This window comes from Bacillus sp. YC2 (assembly GCF_019891195.1).
Lineage (GTDB): Bacteria > Bacillota > Bacilli > Bacillales > Bacillaceae > Bacillus.
Genome location: NZ_JAHXDO010000002.1, coordinates 285,215 through 300,655 on the forward strand (window position 1 = coordinate 285,215; position 15,441 = coordinate 300,655).

19 protein-coding genes are annotated in these 15,441 nt (G+C 43.5%); 3 read left to right on the top strand and 16 right to left on the bottom strand.

The window, feature by feature from the left end; genetic code table 11:
- Nucleotides 1-106 precede the first annotated feature (106 nt).
- Nucleotides 107-1,090: a coiled-coil domain-containing protein gene (locus KY305_RS06400; protein WP_223061836.1), complete on the top strand. Its 984-nt coding sequence runs from the start codon at nucleotides 107-109 to the stop codon at nucleotides 1,088-1,090.
- Between the two features lie 24 nt (nucleotides 1,091-1,114).
- Here the strand turns inward: KY305_RS06400 and rok are convergent, their stop codons facing one another.
- The 3 genes from rok to ahpA all read right to left on the bottom strand — a co-directional run bounded on the left by rok (nucleotide 1,115) and on the right by ahpA (nucleotide 3,288).
- A complete protein-coding gene (rok, locus tag KY305_RS06405; RefSeq protein WP_223061837.1) occupies nucleotides 1,115-1,711 on the bottom strand; it encodes a transcriptional regulator Rok in 597 nt (198 codons plus the stop codon).
- A gap of 490 nt (nucleotides 1,712-2,201) precedes the next feature.
- Complete coding sequence (locus tag KY305_RS06410; protein WP_214799627.1) at nucleotides 2,202-2,660, bottom strand: TlpA family protein disulfide reductase; 459 nt, start codon at nucleotides 2,658-2,660, stop codon at nucleotides 2,202-2,204.
- A gap of 85 nt (nucleotides 2,661-2,745) precedes the next feature.
- Entirely contained in the window at nucleotides 2,746-3,288 is a 543-nt protein-coding gene (gene ahpA, locus KY305_RS06415) for a biofilm-specific peroxidase AhpA (protein WP_061522065.1), read from the bottom strand.
- A gap of 251 nt (nucleotides 3,289-3,539) precedes the next feature.
- Here ahpA and KY305_RS06420 point away from each other — a divergent pair, with 251 nt between their 5' ends.
- Nucleotides 3,540-4,346 (top strand): mechanosensitive ion channel family protein, encoded by an 807-nt coding sequence (locus tag KY305_RS06420; protein WP_223061838.1) that lies wholly within the window; start codon nucleotides 3,540-3,542, stop codon nucleotides 4,344-4,346.
- A 33-nt stretch (nucleotides 4,347-4,379) separates the two neighbouring features.
- Here the strand turns inward: KY305_RS06420 and KY305_RS06425 are convergent, their stop codons facing one another.
- The 13 genes from KY305_RS06425 to fadH form a co-directional block, all read right to left on the bottom strand.
- Nucleotides 4,380-4,625, bottom strand: coding sequence for a YkuS family protein (locus KY305_RS06425; RefSeq protein ID WP_214799631.1), 246 nt, complete (start codon nucleotides 4,623-4,625; stop codon nucleotides 4,380-4,382).
- Between the two features lie 61 nt (nucleotides 4,626-4,686).
- Entirely contained in the window at nucleotides 4,687-5,811 is a 1,125-nt protein-coding gene (locus KY305_RS06430) for an N-acetyldiaminopimelate deacetylase (protein WP_223061839.1), read from the bottom strand.
- Between the two features lie 68 nt (nucleotides 5,812-5,879).
- On the bottom strand, nucleotides 5,880-6,590 hold the full coding sequence (dapD, locus tag KY305_RS06435; protein WP_223061840.1) for a 2,3,4,5-tetrahydropyridine-2,6-dicarboxylate N-acetyltransferase: 711 nt from the start codon (nucleotides 6,588-6,590) through the stop codon (nucleotides 5,880-5,882).
- Nucleotides 6,591-6,671: 81 nt separating this feature from the next.
- A complete protein-coding gene (locus KY305_RS06440; RefSeq protein ID WP_223061841.1) occupies nucleotides 6,672-7,127 on the bottom strand; it encodes a flavodoxin in 456 nt (151 codons plus the stop codon).
- Between the two features lie 26 nt (nucleotides 7,128-7,153).
- Entirely contained in the window at nucleotides 7,154-8,047 is an 894-nt protein-coding gene (locus KY305_RS06445; RefSeq protein ID WP_223061842.1) for a WD40/YVTN/BNR-like repeat-containing protein, read from the bottom strand.
- On the bottom strand, nucleotides 8,037-8,510 hold the full coding sequence (locus KY305_RS06450; protein WP_223061843.1) for a flavodoxin: 474 nt from the start codon (nucleotides 8,508-8,510) through the stop codon (nucleotides 8,037-8,039). Before KY305_RS06450 ends, KY305_RS06445 begins: the two co-directional genes overlap by 11 nt.
- Before the next feature lie 114 nt (nucleotides 8,511-8,624).
- The gene (gene ccpC, locus KY305_RS06455) at nucleotides 8,625-9,506 is read right to left on the bottom strand and encodes a transcriptional regulator CcpC (protein WP_214799642.1); all 882 of its coding nucleotides are present in this window, start codon (nucleotides 9,504-9,506) and stop codon (nucleotides 8,625-8,627) included.
- A gap of 139 nt (nucleotides 9,507-9,645) precedes the next feature.
- On the bottom strand, nucleotides 9,646-10,089 hold the full coding sequence (gene cbpB / locus KY305_RS06460) for a cyclic-di-AMP-binding protein CbpB (RefSeq protein ID WP_061522074.1): 444 nt from the start codon (nucleotides 10,087-10,089) through the stop codon (nucleotides 9,646-9,648).
- A 142-nt stretch (nucleotides 10,090-10,231) separates the two neighbouring features.
- Complete coding sequence (gene abbA / locus KY305_RS06465) at nucleotides 10,232-10,423, bottom strand: antirepressor AbbA (RefSeq protein WP_214799644.1); 192 nt, start codon at nucleotides 10,421-10,423, stop codon at nucleotides 10,232-10,234.
- A gap of 141 nt (nucleotides 10,424-10,564) precedes the next feature.
- A complete protein-coding gene (locus tag KY305_RS06470) occupies nucleotides 10,565-11,083 on the bottom strand; it encodes a ribonuclease H-like YkuK family protein (RefSeq protein WP_223061844.1) in 519 nt (172 codons plus the stop codon).
- Nucleotides 11,084-11,207: 124 nt separating this feature from the next.
- Entirely contained in the window at nucleotides 11,208-11,447 is a 240-nt protein-coding gene (locus KY305_RS06475) for a YkuJ family protein (RefSeq protein ID WP_061522077.1), read from the bottom strand.
- A 446-nt stretch (nucleotides 11,448-11,893) separates the two neighbouring features.
- Nucleotides 11,894-13,114: an EAL domain-containing protein gene (locus KY305_RS06480; RefSeq protein WP_223061845.1), complete on the bottom strand. Its 1,221-nt coding sequence runs from the start codon at nucleotides 13,112-13,114 to the stop codon at nucleotides 11,894-11,896.
- Between the two features lie 481 nt (nucleotides 13,115-13,595).
- A complete protein-coding gene (gene fadH, locus KY305_RS06485; protein ID WP_223061846.1) occupies nucleotides 13,596-14,360 on the bottom strand; it encodes a 2,4-dienoyl-CoA reductase in 765 nt (254 codons plus the stop codon).
- Nucleotides 14,361-14,507: 147 nt separating this feature from the next.
- Here fadH and KY305_RS06490 point away from each other — a divergent pair, with 147 nt between their 5' ends.
- The gene (locus KY305_RS06490; protein WP_223061847.1) at nucleotides 14,508-15,368 is read left to right on the top strand and encodes a metallophosphoesterase; all 861 of its coding nucleotides are present in this window, start codon (nucleotides 14,508-14,510) and stop codon (nucleotides 15,366-15,368) included.
- Nucleotides 15,369-15,441: the final 73 nt, after the last annotated feature.

Sequence of the window (15,441 nt, forward strand, 5' to 3'; positions counted from 1 at the left end):
CCTCATACGAAACACAATGTTCCGGTGCTTGTCTGTTTATTTAAGAGGAATAGCCGTTCTTCCTTTCCCATATTGTAGTGTTAACATCATGAGGGAGATGGTTCTTATGAAAATATCAGGTCCGTTTTTCCACGACACTTCTCAAGAGAACCTTTACTTAAAATCAGAACTGGCCAGATGCCAAAAATTAATTTCAGAGTTTGAAGAAAGCTATTTTCATCAAAAAAACAATAAACTTCTCCAGGAAAACGCCAACATTAAGGAACAGCTTCAAAAACTTTCATCCGAATTAGAAGAAATGACGGCACAGCAAAAACAGACAAACAACTCGAGCCGGACTTTTCAGGAGGTCAGAGCCGAGCTGCTTGATAAAATTGTCACCCTGCAAGAACTGCTTCAGCAAGAAACGTTCCAGCGAAAAAGAGAAATTGAAGAAAAACACCGTCTTCATCTGACAAACGTAAAATTCGAAGAAGAAAATAAAAACTTACATACCCGAATCCAATTACTTGAAACCGCCATACAAGCTGAACAGACTTCTCATCAGGAAACGAAACAGCTTTTTGACGCTGTTGCGGAGGAAAAAAACCGGCTGCAAAAACAAATCACAGAAAAAGAATACCAGCTGAAAAATATCAAAATAGAAATTAATCATATGAGAGAACGAATAATAGAAACAAAAGAACGGCTTGTAGAAATAGAAAAAACAAAAGAAAAACTATTTCAAGAAACCATTTTATCGTATAAAAGGCAGCTTGATGAAAGTGATGCTTGGATTGCCAGCCATTTTGCTGATATTGACAGCCGCACGGCGGAAACGAAAGAACCGGCGGCAGAACTTCACACAGTTTCCGCGAATTCCGAACATACAGAGCATCTGCTTGAAGCCGTTACGGAGCAAGTCTTCTCCCTGCAAAAACAGCTTGCAGAATCAGAGCGGCGTGATGAGTCTCTGGATGAAAAACTGGACGCGATCAAGGAACGGGCAGCTGAAGAAAAACCTTTCCAAAAATGGGTCGTAAAGCTCGAAAAAAAAGACACAAAATCAGCTGAGAGTAAACGTGACAACGCAAAAAAACTGCTTGAGTAACGCAAGCAGTTTTTTACTGTTTTTCTATTCAGCAGACGTGTCAGTAACTGATTCAGACGTTTCCGGAGCAATTTCACCTTCGAGAATATACTGGCCGCGGTATGGTTTTTTTACTTCCGGGTACATTTTAATTAAGCTTTGCATAAATGTTGTCATATTAGGAATTTCAAGGCCGCTTTCCTTTTCAATTTCCTTTTGCAGCTCAGAACTTTTAATGGCTGCGTTGTGGCGTTTCAATGTTTTAATAGCTGCTTCGCGCAGTTTTGCTGCTTTTGATCCGGGTCTTGCCGTTCCTCTTCTTCTTCTTGTAGAACCGTCAGGAATGCCGGCGGGAAGAGATGAAATAGACTGTATTTGCGGCTGAACGGATTGAGGCTGTGTTTGCGGTTTTTGATAGCTTCTCATTTCCTGTGCCGCTAGCTCTGCAAGCACCGGAAGAGACTCGCTTTTCTTCTCCGGACGATACTCTTTTTTTGTATCAGACAGGCTTCCTGTATTGTCCAATTCTCTCAGTTTTGCATATATTTTATCACGTTCTATTTGATATTCACGAATGACTTTAACCTCTGCTTCATTCAATTGTTCTAAACGTAAGCGCAGCGCTTCTCTTTCATTAAACATGTGTAAAACCCCCTGTCAAAAATTTAAACGCTTTATTTAAGATATTAGATTACAAAAGTAATTTTATCAACTATTATTTTATCATTTTACTATTTTATTTACTCTATGAAAAAGTGCTTATTTTCTGAAAATGAGACTTTTTATACAAAAATCCCTTATTCCATAGGGGATTTTGGACAACATTCCATTTTTTTCAACAAATGCAAAATATAACTTAAAATTACTTCTTTAATGAAGTTATCTACAATTTTCGACTATGTAAACCGATAAACAAAAAAGGAGAAAAACGAGGAACGAGCCTGTACTCAGCTGTTTTTCTCTCTTGCCGCAGAAATCACCATACAATTATTAACAAATTTCGCAAGTGTGCTATTTGGAAATCCATATCCAAATAGCGCACAAAAAACCCTTTCTGCCGATACGGGAAGGGTTTTTAAAAAACGAGACAAAAGGCTGACAGGAACATCCCGGCAGCCAATCTGTCATCACATTATTCAGAAGCCTGCTCTGTTTCCGCAAGAACACGGTTGACGCGTTTTTCAAGCATCTTCATCCCGCTGCCTCCCGCTTGGAAATGGCGGAGCTGGCCCGTTTTATCAAATACGTAATAAGCAGGCACATATTCATTTTCAAACGCCTCTGTCAGCGCATGATCACTGTCTACATAAATCGGCTGTGTAATATCATGCTCAGCCGCTACTTCTTTGATTTTGTCAAGATCAAGATCGTCTTCGGAACGAGGCATATGAACGGCAACAACGTTCAGCTTATCTTTATATTTATCGCGGAACTCGTTCACCTGCGGCATTGCTTCTTTACATAAATGACAGCTGACAGACCAGAAGTGAATTAATGTCGGTTTTTCTCCGATCAGCTGCTCTTTTGTGACTTCTCCGTTAAACCAAGCTTTAGCGCCTGTCAATTCAGGCATTGGCTGACGTAATTTCATCTCTTTTTCCCTCCAATATTGATAAGTATGAAAAAGGCCTAACAGTAGTTAGACCTTTTTATCTTCTCCGCTCAAGTGAACGAAATTAAAGTGTTTTTTGGCCTGGCTTCCAGTTAGCCGGGCAAAGTCCGCCTGTTTGGAGGGCTTGAAGAACACGTAATGTTTCATCAACGTCACGGCCGATGTTGTTGTGGAATACTGTTTGATATTGAAGTTCGCCTTCAGGATTGATGATGAACAATCCGCGAAGCGCTACACCCTCTTCTTCAATTAACACGCCGTACTCACGGGATACTTCGTGGTTTGTGTCAGCAGCAAGCGCGTATTTCAGCTCGCCAAGGCCGTTTTCTTTACGGTCAGTATTAATCCAAGCCAAGTGAGTGTGGATTGTATCAGTTGATACGCCGATAACTTCTGCATCAAGGTCTTCGAACTCGTCATAACGGTCTGACATTGCTGTAATTTCAGTCGGGCATACAAAAGTGAAATCCATCGGATAGAAGAAAAGCACTGTCCATTTGTCGTTTTTCATATTTTCTTCAAGACTGACTTTGCCAAATTCCTTATTTGCGAGAACAGCTTCCATTTCAAAACGAGGAGCTTGTTTTCCTACCATACGTTCTGCCATATGTAATTCCCTCCAAAGTATATGATTTGGCTGAATAGCCATGTTAAAATGAGAAAAGAGAATAAATATTCTCATTTAGTTAATATCTTCACAAAAATAATTATAAAGGAATCAGTTTTTTTAGTCAATATTAACAAATAATAAATGTAAATAACTCTATCGCAATCGCTATAAAAAGTTTAACATGTTCTTGAGCAGGGAAACAAACTTTTAGCTTTATCTGCAATATGACCGGAAAGGAAGACATCTCTATGATTGATTTGAAACACTATGATTGGGCCGGACTGCTGACTGTTGCCGGAATATTCGTCATAAAACTGGTCCTCATTATTTTAGCCTATTTTATTTTTCGGGCGCTCGGCAGCAAACTGATCAAGCATCTGTTTGCGAAATTCGAGAAACAAAACAACCTTTCGACAGGCCGCGCCTATACGTTGCAAAGCCTGGCGCTGAATGTGTATGCATACATACTGATTTTCATTTTTATCGTGATGATATTGGATTTATTTCATTACAACCCGAGTGCCCTCATTGCCGGAGCAGGCGTGGTAGGGCTTGCGGTCGGCTTTGGCGCCCAAGGGCTTGTCAGTGACATCGTCACCGGATTTTTCATCCTATTAGAAAAACAAATCGACGTCGGTGATTACATTACGGTTGCCGGCTTCAACGGTATCGTCGAGCAGGTCGGGCTTCGCACAACACAAATCCGCAGCTTTGACGGCACGCTCCACTATATTCCCAACCGAGGCATCATTAATGTGAGCAACCATTCCCGCGGCACGATGCAGGCGCTTGTCGATATTAAAGTGCCGCTTGAAAAAAATCTCGATGAAACGGTTCAAATTCTTCAGGCAGCGTGTGACAAAGCCGCCGCAGAGCTTCCGCAAATTAAAGAAGGGCCGGATGTCATCGGCGTGCAGGATTTAAGCGCATCCGAAATGGTGATCAGAATTATCGCGAAAACAGAAAACATGGAGCAATGGCGGGTCGAACGCGTCCTGCGAAGAGAAATAAAAATCGCGCTTGACCGGCACAAGGCAGCCGCTTCAGATGAATAGAAAAACCGAAGCCCATGCTTCGGTTTTTTCAATTCAATGAAGTTTCTTTTCTACTTCGCTGCAGATTTCGTCAGCCGTCATCCCGGAAGCCGTAATGACAGATGCCTGTGTGGAAGTATCGGCTATACCTTGCACATTGCTGTCAAGCCCGGTGACGACACAGCAGTCACAGCCTTTAGCGTCATCAGGAGTCTTCATCATCACAACGTCATAGCCTTTTTGCTTTAAAGCTTGTTCTACATCCGATAATGATTGTTCAATTCCAATTTTTTTCGTCATATCGAACACCTCCGTTATGTAGAATGGCTCATTTTTTGTTAGATTATTCTTCTTCTCGGCTTTAATTGGCATATTCCGAAAAATATCCGACCATAACCTTTACTGCGGTTTCTATCGCGCCCTCATCGGGGTTTAGCTTTGCGTGGTGCAGACCGTGGGAGGAATCAGCTCCGAGCCAAAACATAAAGCCGGGATACTTTTTAAGCATATACCCGAAATCTTCCCCGGTCATGGCTTCTTTCGCTTCTTTTACTACTGCCAGTTGACGGTCAGCGACAAATTCCATAAACTCTTCAGTCAGGCCGCTTGTATTATATACTTGATGATAAACAGATGGGTATGTGACCTTTCCCTTACAGCGAAACCCTATTTCAATCCCCTTGACCAATTCTTCAATCCGTTCTTTCACCATACGCATTGACTTCTCAGAAAGCGTCCGGATCGTTCCTTCCAGATGAGCGTTTTCCGCAATGATGTTTTGCGCCGTTCCCCCGGTAATCGTCCCGACAGTGATCACCGCGCTGTCAAGCGGATCCGTGTTCCGGGAAATGACTGTTTGCAGCTGAGTGACAAGCGTGCTTGCGGCTACGACCATGTCATCTGCGGTATGCGGATACGCCGCATGTCCGCCTTTGCCCTCCAGATCAATGACAAGCTCACTTGTATTGGCGAAAAGCAGCCCGCTTTTCGTGGAAATCGTGCCGACCGGCAGTTCAGGCGCGATATGCAAAGCCGTCACAAGATCCGGCGTCCACTTTTTCAGGACATCACTTTCAAGCATCGGTTCTGCCCCGCCCGGACCTTCCTCCGCCGGCTGAAATAAGAAAAGAAGATCATGCTTAACGGGATGATGGACAAAATGATCAATAATGCCAAGCGCTATCGTCATGTGCATATCGTGTCCGCACGCATGCATAAAGCCGGGATGCTCAGACGCAAACGGAAGCCCCGTTTGTTCTTCAATCGAAAGCGCGTCCATATCCGCTCTGTAGGCAAGCATTTTTTCCGGGGCCGTCCCGTTGATTTTCACAAAAATCCCCGTTCTCCATGTTTCGATTTCAATTCTATCTTCAGGGTATTGCTTTAGGATATTTAATAGATATTGCTGGGTTTTATATTCCTGAAAGCCAAGCTCCGGAATGCGGTGCAAGTCTCTGCGGATGGCAATCAGCCGCTCTTTTTCCATTTTGATTCCTCCTGCCTATACGAATAAGGCGTGGATTGTCATCCACGCCCTTCCCATCAAACCATTCCTTACAGTTGGCGTAATTCCTGTTTGATTTCTGTTTTGCCTTTTGTTTTTTCATCAATGTCTTTGATTTTTTTCGCAGGTGTTCCCGCTACAACGGTGTACGGCTCAACGTCATTTACAACGATTGCTCCTGCAGCGACAACCGCGCCTTTTCCGATCGTTACACCTTCAAGCACAACTGCGTTTGCGCCGATGACGACATCATCTTCAACAACAACCGGTTTAGCGCTTGGCGGCTCGATCACTCCCGCTAATACAGAACCCGCTCCGATGTGGCAGTTCTTTCCGACTGTCGCGCGTCCGCCGAGGACAACGTTCATATCGATCATCGTGCCTTCGCCGATCACCGAACCGATATTGATAGAAGCGCCCATCATGATGACTGCATTATCACCGATTTCTACTTGGTCGCGGATGATTGCGCCCGGCTCAATGCGTGCTTTTACATCCTTAAGATCGAGCATAGGGATCGCAGAATTGCGGCGGTCGTTTTCTATCACGTAATCCTCGATTTTATTTTGGTTTTCTTCGATAGCTGTTTTGATTTCGCTCCATTCACCGAAAACGACACCCGTGTTTCCGTTGATGAAAGCTTTTGCTGAAGCGCCAAAATTGATGCCTTCCAGTTCACCTTTTACGTAAACTTTAACAGGCGTTGATTTTGTACTATTTTGAATAAATGAAATAATTTCATTTGCGTCCATCATTTTCATATGTAATGTCCTCCTCTGATTTTCTACCTCATTACTGTAACAAAGGAAGGATACAAAGACAAGAAAAAAAGGAACAAGCCTTTATTCTGCCGGCTGTCTGCACAAAACGGCAAATTGTCTTCCGAATTCCTTCAATTCCTCTTCCTCACTGCCTTCAGGGTTCATTTCAATTTTGACAGACGGCAGCACCACCCGGCCGCCGCGTGCCGTGATCGTCTTTTCCAATTCATCAACCGCTCCGCAGAAAAATTCATAGGACGTGTCTCCCGATCCAAACAGAGCAAACGTTTTCCCCGTAAATTGAAGGTTTTCCATATCCTCGGCAATATCCATTAATTCATCGGGAAGATCTCCGTCCCCCCATGTATATGTTCCAAAAATAATGTGCTCATAATCATTCAAAAGCTCAGCATCTATATCCATTGCTTCATATCTGTCAACGGATGCCTCAGCTTCAAGAAGCCCTTTTTCAATAAGATCGGCCATTGCTTCAGTGTTTCCTGACATCGTGGCATAAACAAGCAAAATATTCCCCATCTTCTTCTCTCCTTTATGTATTGACATTAATGCGCGAGCTGCGCTGCCTCATACGGCCTGACAAATTTACATTCATACAGACCCGCGCAAAAAAAGTTCTCTTTTCGGTTTGCAACCCTCCAGCCGTGGCCTTTGATGGTATCAAACCATTTTAATTCCCGCGCCGCGAGATCCGCCTGATAAATGCGTGAAAACCCATTTTCATCTTGGGAAGAGGTGACATAAATAATGCCGTCATCCTCAGAGACATCGAGAAATGATTTTTCCCGCCCGGCAGGTCCGGGTGAAATGGCAAGCTCCTCTCCCGTCCAGATATTTTGTACTGTAACCGCGCCTCGTTTCCCCTTAATGGAACCCTTGGCGGAAATCAGCCAGTCCTCCTGATACATCAGCATCGATGCCGTCATGCGGTGACTTTCCCGATTCACGTGCCGGACGCTTCCGCTCACCAAATCAAAGGCCCAAATGCCGCCGTGGTTCATATGGATTCGAGTGCCGATATAAAGGGTCTGCCCGTGTAAACATAATGACCGGATCACTGGCGGCTCCTTCAATCGTGAAAAAGGTTTAGCCACATGCCAAGTGGCGCCGAAATCATCGGATAAGTAAAGGCAATGCTTGCCGTGCGCACAAACAAACCCGTCGCTGCGGCCCGTAACAGCCCATATCGCAGCGCTCGTCGGAAAACTGGATGTCGTCCAGGTTTTTCCTTGGTCGGCCGATCTGATGATAACCCCTTTTTCTCCCGCGGCAAATATATAAGGCCCTATGTACGTCATTACATGAATAGTGCTTTTCATTTGAAACAGCTTTTTCCATCCCTCTTCTAAAGAAAAATGAAAGATGCCCTCTCCTTTGATGGCGACAAAATACCCTGAAGACACAGAGGCCATCACCGCCGTCGCGCCTTTATGAAACATGGCATTGGTCCCCGTGGTGTGCGGCCCAGGCAAGGAAACCGCGGACAAACTCCTTGCAGCACTCCTTATCTTCATCCGTCTCCGGCGCAAGCTCGATTTTCAGCGTTTCCGGATACAAAACAGCTCCGGCCTTTTCCAGCACGTGGCTGAAGAGAGTTACAGCTTCGCAAAACTTCGGATAAGCATGGTCGCCGGACCCGAAACAAGCCGTTCTCAGCCCATTGAGCTGGAGATTTGAAATGTCCTCATAAAAATCCTCAGCTTCATAAGGAAGATCGCCGTCACCCCAGGTATATGTCCCGATAAAGACATAATCATATAACATAAGGGAATCTGCATCAGCTTCATCCATGTCAGCACAGTCAATTGCAATCTGGTGCTCTTTCAGTGTTTCTTTTATGATATTGGCAATATCCTCTGTATTCCCGGACATGCTTGCGTATATGATTAATGCTTTTTGCATATGACCACCCCATAATTGATAATGATTTTCATTAACATATACAATACTTTAAATGATAATGATTTTCATTGTCAATGAAAAATAAAAAAAAAGACAGCATGTGCGCTGTCTTTCTTAAAATGGGCGTTCCTCTTTCAGCATATCTTTCACGACAGAAACAAAGGCCTGCACCTGTTTTAATTCAAATGCCGGCTCATACCCGAGAAGCCATGTATCACGCCCTATCGGATGATCCTTTACATCCAAAAGCGGCATTTTATTTACTTTGTCTTCCTCTTCAAGCGTGACGGAAGGCAGAATGGCATAGCCGATTCCGTGCAGAGCCATCTGCTTGCACGTTTCGATCTGGTCGACGAGGATCGTCTGCTTCGGTGAGGTTTTAAATTTTTGATGCCACCAATGCTGAATTTCTTGAAAATATGTACTGTCACTCTTGAACTGAATGAACGGCCGATCAGTATGGGCGATATCATCAATACAAGAAATTTCAGTATCGACCAAATATAGATGATCGGTCATTAAATATTCTTTTCGGCCTTTCCACTCCGGGTTTCCCCTGATTATGCCGATATGTACCTGGTCTTCATACAAACTCTTCAGCATTTCGCTGCTCCAGCCGGTAATGAGTGAGACCTTGGCATTCGGGTACCGCTCCACATATGTTTTTAAGACCTTCGGCAGCCAGTGCTGGCCGATAATGGAGGCGACGGCAAGCTTCAATGTGCCGTGTATTTCCCCTTCAAGCTCATCAATATTTTCTCTTATTCTCTCTTGCCGATCCGTGACGTCATTTGCAAATTGAATGATTTTTTCCCCTGCCGGCGTTACCGTCAATCCTTTTTGAGACCTTAAAAAGATCTTTGTTCCCCAGGCTTTTTCGATGGTCTGCAATCGCTGGGACAGAGCCGGCTGTGACACGAATAATCGTTCGGCAGCCTTTCTCATGTTTAATTCCTCAGCTAAAACTACGAGCATATGAAGCTCTTGAAGCTGCATGTCGTCCTCCTTTTCAATGCACCTGCATATTTCTTATCTTCCATTCTAATAAAATAAAGGCTGCCGAGGCAAGCATCACTCGTATGTATACGCTTTCTTTTTTTGGTATACGAAGAAAAAATAGGCCGGTGCTGCGAGCCTACTTATTCAATGATCTGATATGCTTGCTTAATTGCTTTAAAACGACTCTTCTCGTAAAAATGCCTTCAAATACGCCTTCATCATTTTCAACGCAAACAAATCCGTTATTAATGACCATACTGAACCCTTTAATAATGGGATCATTTATATGAAGACGCGGAATATCCTTCAGCATGACTTCCTCAACCGTAATTTGGTCCAGCTTTTCAAACTCAATCCGTTCAAGTCCGAATATGCTGTTCATAATCATGTTTGTCCCGATCAAGCCGTGCAGACGGTACGAAGCGTCCAAGACAGGGATAGCAGTATAGCCGGTTTTTGTCAGCACTAAAAGAGCATGCTCAAGGTTGTTTCCGACCTGTACGTGCGCGACTTTATCCGCCTCGATCATAAATTGTTCGACTGTTGCTTCAAGAAGCTGATCCGATTGTAAGCTAATCATGTCACTTCGACCCCTTTACATTTTTCATCAAAACATGTATACCCTATATTACAATAATATAAACATTATCATTTTTTGTCGAAAAGTTTCCGTCAATAAAAAAGATACTCTTTGCATTCGAGTATCAATTATAGGTCACTGATTAATTTTCGTTTCGAAAACGGTCATAAAGCGTTACGAGTTTTTTATAAGTGGTTCCATCAACGCTTTTTGTCCCTGCTTCTATATCGTTGATCTCGCTGGTCAAAAGCTCGATGGCATATTCATGATTGATCAGGATATTCAGCAGAAGATCTTGTTCTTCTTCCGTAAATCGTTCACCGATAAGACTCATACGTAATCAGGCCCCCTATTTTTTTACTGAATACCTCTGAAAGCAAGGTTAGATTTGCTTTCAGCTCTACCGCTAGAATAAGTAAACAGAAAAAAATCGTCAACCGCATAATTCGACATTTTACGGTCTCAGCATGAAATATTATTTTGTATAACGATTTGCATAACTGAATGCTGTGTAGGAATCGGGCTTGATTTTCGCTTCAATGCCCATCGAGGTAATCCTGCCGGTCATTTCCTGTATCAATTCTTTTGTCAGCCCTTTTTTTCCGATATCCAGATGCACTTCAAATGTGAGATCCGCTCCTTCTCCGGTGAACGGCAGAAGCAAATCCGTAATTTCAATTAAGTGGCCGTCAAGGATATATGCGGCAGTCTCTTGGCTGAACGCGGTTTCAAGCGAAATTTTTTCGCGAAGGCTATGTATCGGTCTGGCGAGTTCATGATTTTTCAAACAGCCCCAAGCTCCCTTTCCTGTTCGGTGCAAGTGTATCGCTGTAATAAATTTCGTGCGGTCGCGGAAAACTTGTGAATCGGTCCCTACAGACAGCACATATGCTGAACGGGGATCTCTTCTGACAAAGCTTTTCATCCGTTCCATCACATCTTGAAAGGTCATTTGTGCCTCTGAAAGATTATAAAACAGTAAAGAATCGGCCATGTAAAGACACTCCTCTTCAAAGATCTTACAACCAATATGAAACAAGCACATTCCTTTGCGTTATTTATAAGCTCTCCGCTTGCGGAAGACGGGAAGCTTGGTCAGCCTGAAAAATCAAATAAAGTTACTGAAGGAGCTCGAAGATTTCAATAGAAATCATGTCAATGTTATCAAACGGATATGTCGTTGGTTTTTCACCTTTTTGAAATACCGTAAGCTCAAACGTTTGATTCTTTTCGAAATATTTAACACTGCATATTTTTTCGCCGTTAACTTCAAAATAACGCTGCATCGGCTCGCTTGCCGCTTCCGCCGTTTCTTGCAGGCTTTGCAGCCTTGTGATGATACCCATTAATTGTGACATTCTAAAAAAAGACTCCTTTCAAAAAACAACTTCAAAATCAACAAGTATTTATTATAATACAAGTTCTACAGAGCATCATACCATAAAGTAAGGCCGGATGGCATTTCCCCGCTGGATTTTACAAAAAGAAAAAAACGGGAAAACCTTGTTTTCTGATAGTTTGAAGCTTTTTTTTGAATGTCATACGCGTTAAAAATGATTTTTTTACTTTTTGAGCCGTCATCGTTATATGTATGAAAAAACAGGCTTTTTTATGCACAGACAGCAAAAAAAAACTTGGCGGGGGTAGCGCCAAGCTTTTTCGGATCTTGATCTGATAGAGGGGTTGGGGAACAGAGAGTAACTTCTCTCTATAAGTAAATGATAATGATTATCAGTATCAATGTCAATCATTTTTTTAAAATTTTTTTCAAATGATATAAAAAAAGCGGCATTCCGCAGCCGCTTTAAAGTAATCCGTCCTGTTCATATAAATAAGAGTAAGGCAGATCGATAAATAAATACATATGGTCATCCATCGGGTATGAAAAGGTTCTGATCATCTCTCCCGTTTCAATGTCACTGTATAGATCACTGAAAAAACCTTTTCTCGAATTCCGCATCCGCATGATGTTTTCTAAAAAATACGGGCGCCAGCTCCAGTTTTTCTCCATATATTCGGGCTGATAGATCCATTCACCGGATTGCTTGAACACATTTCCCGTCAGCTGATAGCCTTCTTCATCACACATATAAATTCTGAAGCAGCAGTCCGTCAGGTTTTCCGCCAGTTTTTTAATAAACTCATCATCCGCCTGATGGGTTTTCTTCAGCTCGGAAACAGCCTGATTGACCCGCTTATAAAAATTCTCAGAGTGTTCATATACCGTTTCCAGCTTCTTTTTTTCTCTCGTGATAAATTGCTGAAACTCTGTTTTTAATCTCGCTTTTAAAAGATCTCGATCTAAGAAATGATCAGTCGGCGCCTGCAGGTAATAGCCCTGAAAGAAGCGGCCTCCGTTTCTCCAGGCGTATTGGAGCTGAAAGTCAGCCTCTATATCTTCATACAGCAATGCAGCGCCGATTTTTCTCGCCAGCAATGAAATGCTGTACAGTACATGCTCATAGGACGGTGATGGCTGCGACACTTTCAGCGCCTGTAAATCAATTTTCAAAAGGTCTGGTGAAAGGAGCGCGATTCTGTCCAGGTTGCTGCTTTCCTTGCCTATATTGTCTACTGCGATTTTAATTCCGTATGTACGATAGTATGCAAGCATATGGTACAGCTGTTCAATGTCACCTTCAAAATTGTGCTCGGTGATTTCCAAAACGAAGCGGTTCAGTTCAATACCCTTTGCTTCATATTCTTTCAAGAGTTCCAGAAAGCTTTCACCGTGATCAAGCATCAGAACATTCGCATCCTGATTGATAAAGATTAAAAGGTCACGGTCCGCATCTGTAAACCGGTCGAGCGCCTGCCGGATAATTTTGTCATCGACCTCCAGCTTATATTCCTCAGGAATGCCGGGATCTAAAAAAAACGGCCCGAGACTCTCTATCTCAGAATCTGCCGAAATACGCCCCAGCACCTCGTAGCCTACGACTCTTTGCTCTTCAGCGCTGAAAATGGCTTGATAATACGGAATGACATCATCAATATTCGTTAATATATCAAGTGGGTCCAACATGTTATCACCTGCTTCTCTATCTTTGTCTGATTATACCACATTGGTTATTGACATCAATTTAAGGCAGGGTAATTCTTTTGAGGGTACAGAATTAGGTAATATCAGAAATGATATTACTTATTTAGCCGTTCATTATATTTTTTATTAACTAAATAAAAGATTGGCAGTAATATGAGTAAGAGCAAGGCGTTATAAAAAAAGGGAACCACGAAAAACAATGTGAGCATTATCTAACATTTTTTCAACGCTACACTCCTATACCTGAAAGAAACTACTATAAACAGGCGAGCAAAAAAATTTGCCGCCTGCTGCATTTTTTATTCGGCATTCTTACGTCTTCTAAAACTTCACTACATGCTCGGTTACTTACCTATTTATTTTTTTGGTAAGTATTTCATTCCTTGATCAAGTGGTTTTTACTCCGACCCGGTCGAAGTCAGATTGACTATATGGACAGCGTCAATACCCGCTGATTTGTTTTTTAAAAAGGATGTGAATTCAGCCATTGACCTCCGTCCAATGTCACACATTCGCCATTCATATAAGACGAATCCTCTGATAATAGAAAGGACGCCAGCGCGCTGATTTCCTCAGGTGTGCCGAAACGGCCGAGCGGCACACTGTTCAGCGTTCGCTTCATTGCAGCTTCTGATTCAAAGAGTTTTTCCGCTCCGCCGGTTCGTTCGATCGGTCCCGGAGCGATGGCGTTTGTGCGGATGCCGTATTTTCTGCCCCATTCGACCGCCAGCGTTCTTGTTAACGAAAGCACGCCTGCTTTGGCAGCTGCTGAATGGACGACACCCGCCCCGGCTCCCCAGGCATAAGTCGCTGCCATATTTAAAATGGAACCCTTTTGTTTCGTTTTAATCCAATAGCGGCCTGCCGCTTGACTGCAGAAAAATGTTCCGTTCAGGACGATGTCGATGACAGCCTTCCATCCGTTCGGTGAAAGGTCTTCAGCAGGGCAGATGAAATTCCCGGCCGCATTGTTAATCAGTGCGTCGACGCGACCGAAAGCTTCCTCCGTTTTGGCCACCATTTGTTCCGCCGCCGTCTCGGAGCGGACATCCATCTGAATAAAAGCAATCTGCCCCGGAAATGTCTCAATTTCGGCTTTCGTTTCCTCAAGCGCATCGAGAGTTCTGCCCGCCAGCATGACATGCCATCCCTCTCCTGCGAGTCTTTTTGCCATCGCTTTTCCCATACCGCTCGATCCGCCTGTAATCATTACTGCCTTCTTATTCATAACAAACACACCCCTTTATTTATTGAATGAATAGTCATTCATAATTCTATCATATTTGTCTTTTCCCGTCATTACATGTTGAAAAGGGATTTTTCAGACGAGCTGATGATATAATAGAAAAACTCTGACAAAGGTTGGCGTTTACATATGGAGAAAATGACAAGACGAACGTTTTTAAAAAGAGGGATCGGCGTTTTGGCCGCGGGTATATTGACGGCCGGCGGCGGCTATAGCTATGCCCGGTATATTGAACCTCGTATGATCGATTTAACCCGGCACACGATCCGTCACCGCTTCATCCCACGCGGTTTTGACAATTTCAAAATCGTTCAGTTCACCGATACACATTTAAGTGATGTGTATACATCCAAGGATTTGGACAAAGCGGTGCAACAGATAAATCAGCTGAAACCTGACTTGATTACCTTCACGGGTGATTTAATCGATAAACCTCATATGTATCGGGATCATAAGAGAGCGCTCGCTGCTTTGCAAAGGCTTCAGGCTCCCTTCGGCAAATTTTGTGTTTACGGAAATCATGATCACGGAGGATTCGGCACGAACACCTATAAGGCGCTGATGGAAGGAGCAGGGTTTCAAGTAAAGCGGAACGGATACGAGCGGCTGCGGCTGACGGACGGAAGCAGCATCGAAATCGCCGCTCTGGATGATTTAATGCTCGGAAAACCCGATTATGAAGGAACGCTTTCCCGGCTTTCAGCGGATGTGTTTTCAATTTTACTCGTTCACGAGCCGGATGCCGCTCTAAAGATTGGCGGACACCCCGTCAACCTGCAGCTGTCGGGACACACCCACGGCGGACAAATTCAGCTCCCTTTTTTCGGGCCTCTTATTACGCCGCCATACGGAAAAATATATACAGACGGCATGTATACATTAAATGACACAGCCATTTATGTAAATCGCGGCCTCGGTACGACAAGGCTGCCGCTGCGATTTTTGGCCAAACCGGAAATCGCGCTGTTCACGCTGAAGTGCGCTGCATAAAAATAAGACTTTTGTCCTGATGCAGAAACGCCCCTTCCTTAATATGTATATGGGAAAGAACTTATAGGAAGGG

Bases quoted from the DNA above. Each gene is read 5' to 3' on its own strand.
- KY305_RS06400 (WP_223061836.1), top strand. From the start codon at position 107: ATGAAAATATCAGGTCCGTTTTTCCACGACACTTCTCAAGAGAACCTT.
- rok (WP_223061837.1), bottom strand. From the start codon at position 1,711: ATGTTTAATGAAAGAGAAGCGCTGCGCTTACGTTTAGAACAATTGAAT.
- KY305_RS06410 (WP_214799627.1), bottom strand. From the start codon at position 2,660: ATGAAATTACGTCAGCCAATGCCTGAATTGACAGGCGCTAAAGCTTGG.
- ahpA (WP_061522065.1), bottom strand. From the start codon at position 3,288: ATGGCAGAACGTATGGTAGGAAAACAAGCTCCTCGTTTTGAAATGGAA.
- KY305_RS06420 (WP_223061838.1), top strand. From the start codon at position 3,540: ATGATTGATTTGAAACACTATGATTGGGCCGGACTGCTGACTGTTGCC.
- KY305_RS06425 (WP_214799631.1), bottom strand. From the start codon at position 4,625: ATGACGAAAAAAATTGGAATTGAACAATCATTATCGGATGTAGAACAA.
- KY305_RS06430 (WP_223061839.1), bottom strand. From the start codon at position 5,811: ATGGAAAAAGAGCGGCTGATTGCCATCCGCAGAGACTTGCACCGCATT.
- dapD (WP_223061840.1), bottom strand. From the start codon at position 6,590: ATGAAAATGATGGACGCAAATGAAATTATTTCATTTATTCAAAATAGT.
- KY305_RS06440 (WP_223061841.1), bottom strand. From the start codon at position 7,127: ATGGGGAATATTTTGCTTGTTTATGCCACGATGTCAGGAAACACTGAA.
- KY305_RS06445 (WP_223061842.1), bottom strand. From the start codon at position 8,047: ATGTTTCATAAAGGCGCGACGGCGGTGATGGCCTCTGTGTCTTCAGGG.
- KY305_RS06450 (WP_223061843.1), bottom strand. From the start codon at position 8,510: ATGCAAAAAGCATTAATCATATACGCAAGCATGTCCGGGAATACAGAG.
- ccpC (WP_214799642.1), bottom strand. From the start codon at position 9,506: ATGCAGCTTCAAGAGCTTCATATGCTCGTAGTTTTAGCTGAGGAATTA.
- cbpB (WP_061522074.1), bottom strand. From the start codon at position 10,089: ATGATTAGCTTACAATCGGATCAGCTTCTTGAAGCAACAGTCGAACAA.
- abbA (WP_214799644.1), bottom strand. From the start codon at position 10,423: ATGAGTCTTATCGGTGAACGATTTACGGAAGAAGAACAAGATCTTCTG.
- KY305_RS06470 (WP_223061844.1), bottom strand. From the start codon at position 11,083: ATGGCCGATTCTTTACTGTTTTATAATCTTTCAGAGGCACAAATGACC.
- KY305_RS06475 (WP_061522077.1), bottom strand. From the start codon at position 11,447: ATGTCACAATTAATGGGTATCATCACAAGGCTGCAAAGCCTGCAAGAA.
- KY305_RS06480 (WP_223061845.1), bottom strand. From the start codon at position 13,114: ATGTTGGACCCACTTGATATATTAACGAATATTGATGATGTCATTCCG.
- fadH (WP_223061846.1), bottom strand. From the start codon at position 14,360: ATGAATAAGAAGGCAGTAATGATTACAGGCGGATCGAGCGGTATGGGA.
- KY305_RS06490 (WP_223061847.1), top strand. From the start codon at position 14,508: ATGGAGAAAATGACAAGACGAACGTTTTTAAAAAGAGGGATCGGCGTT.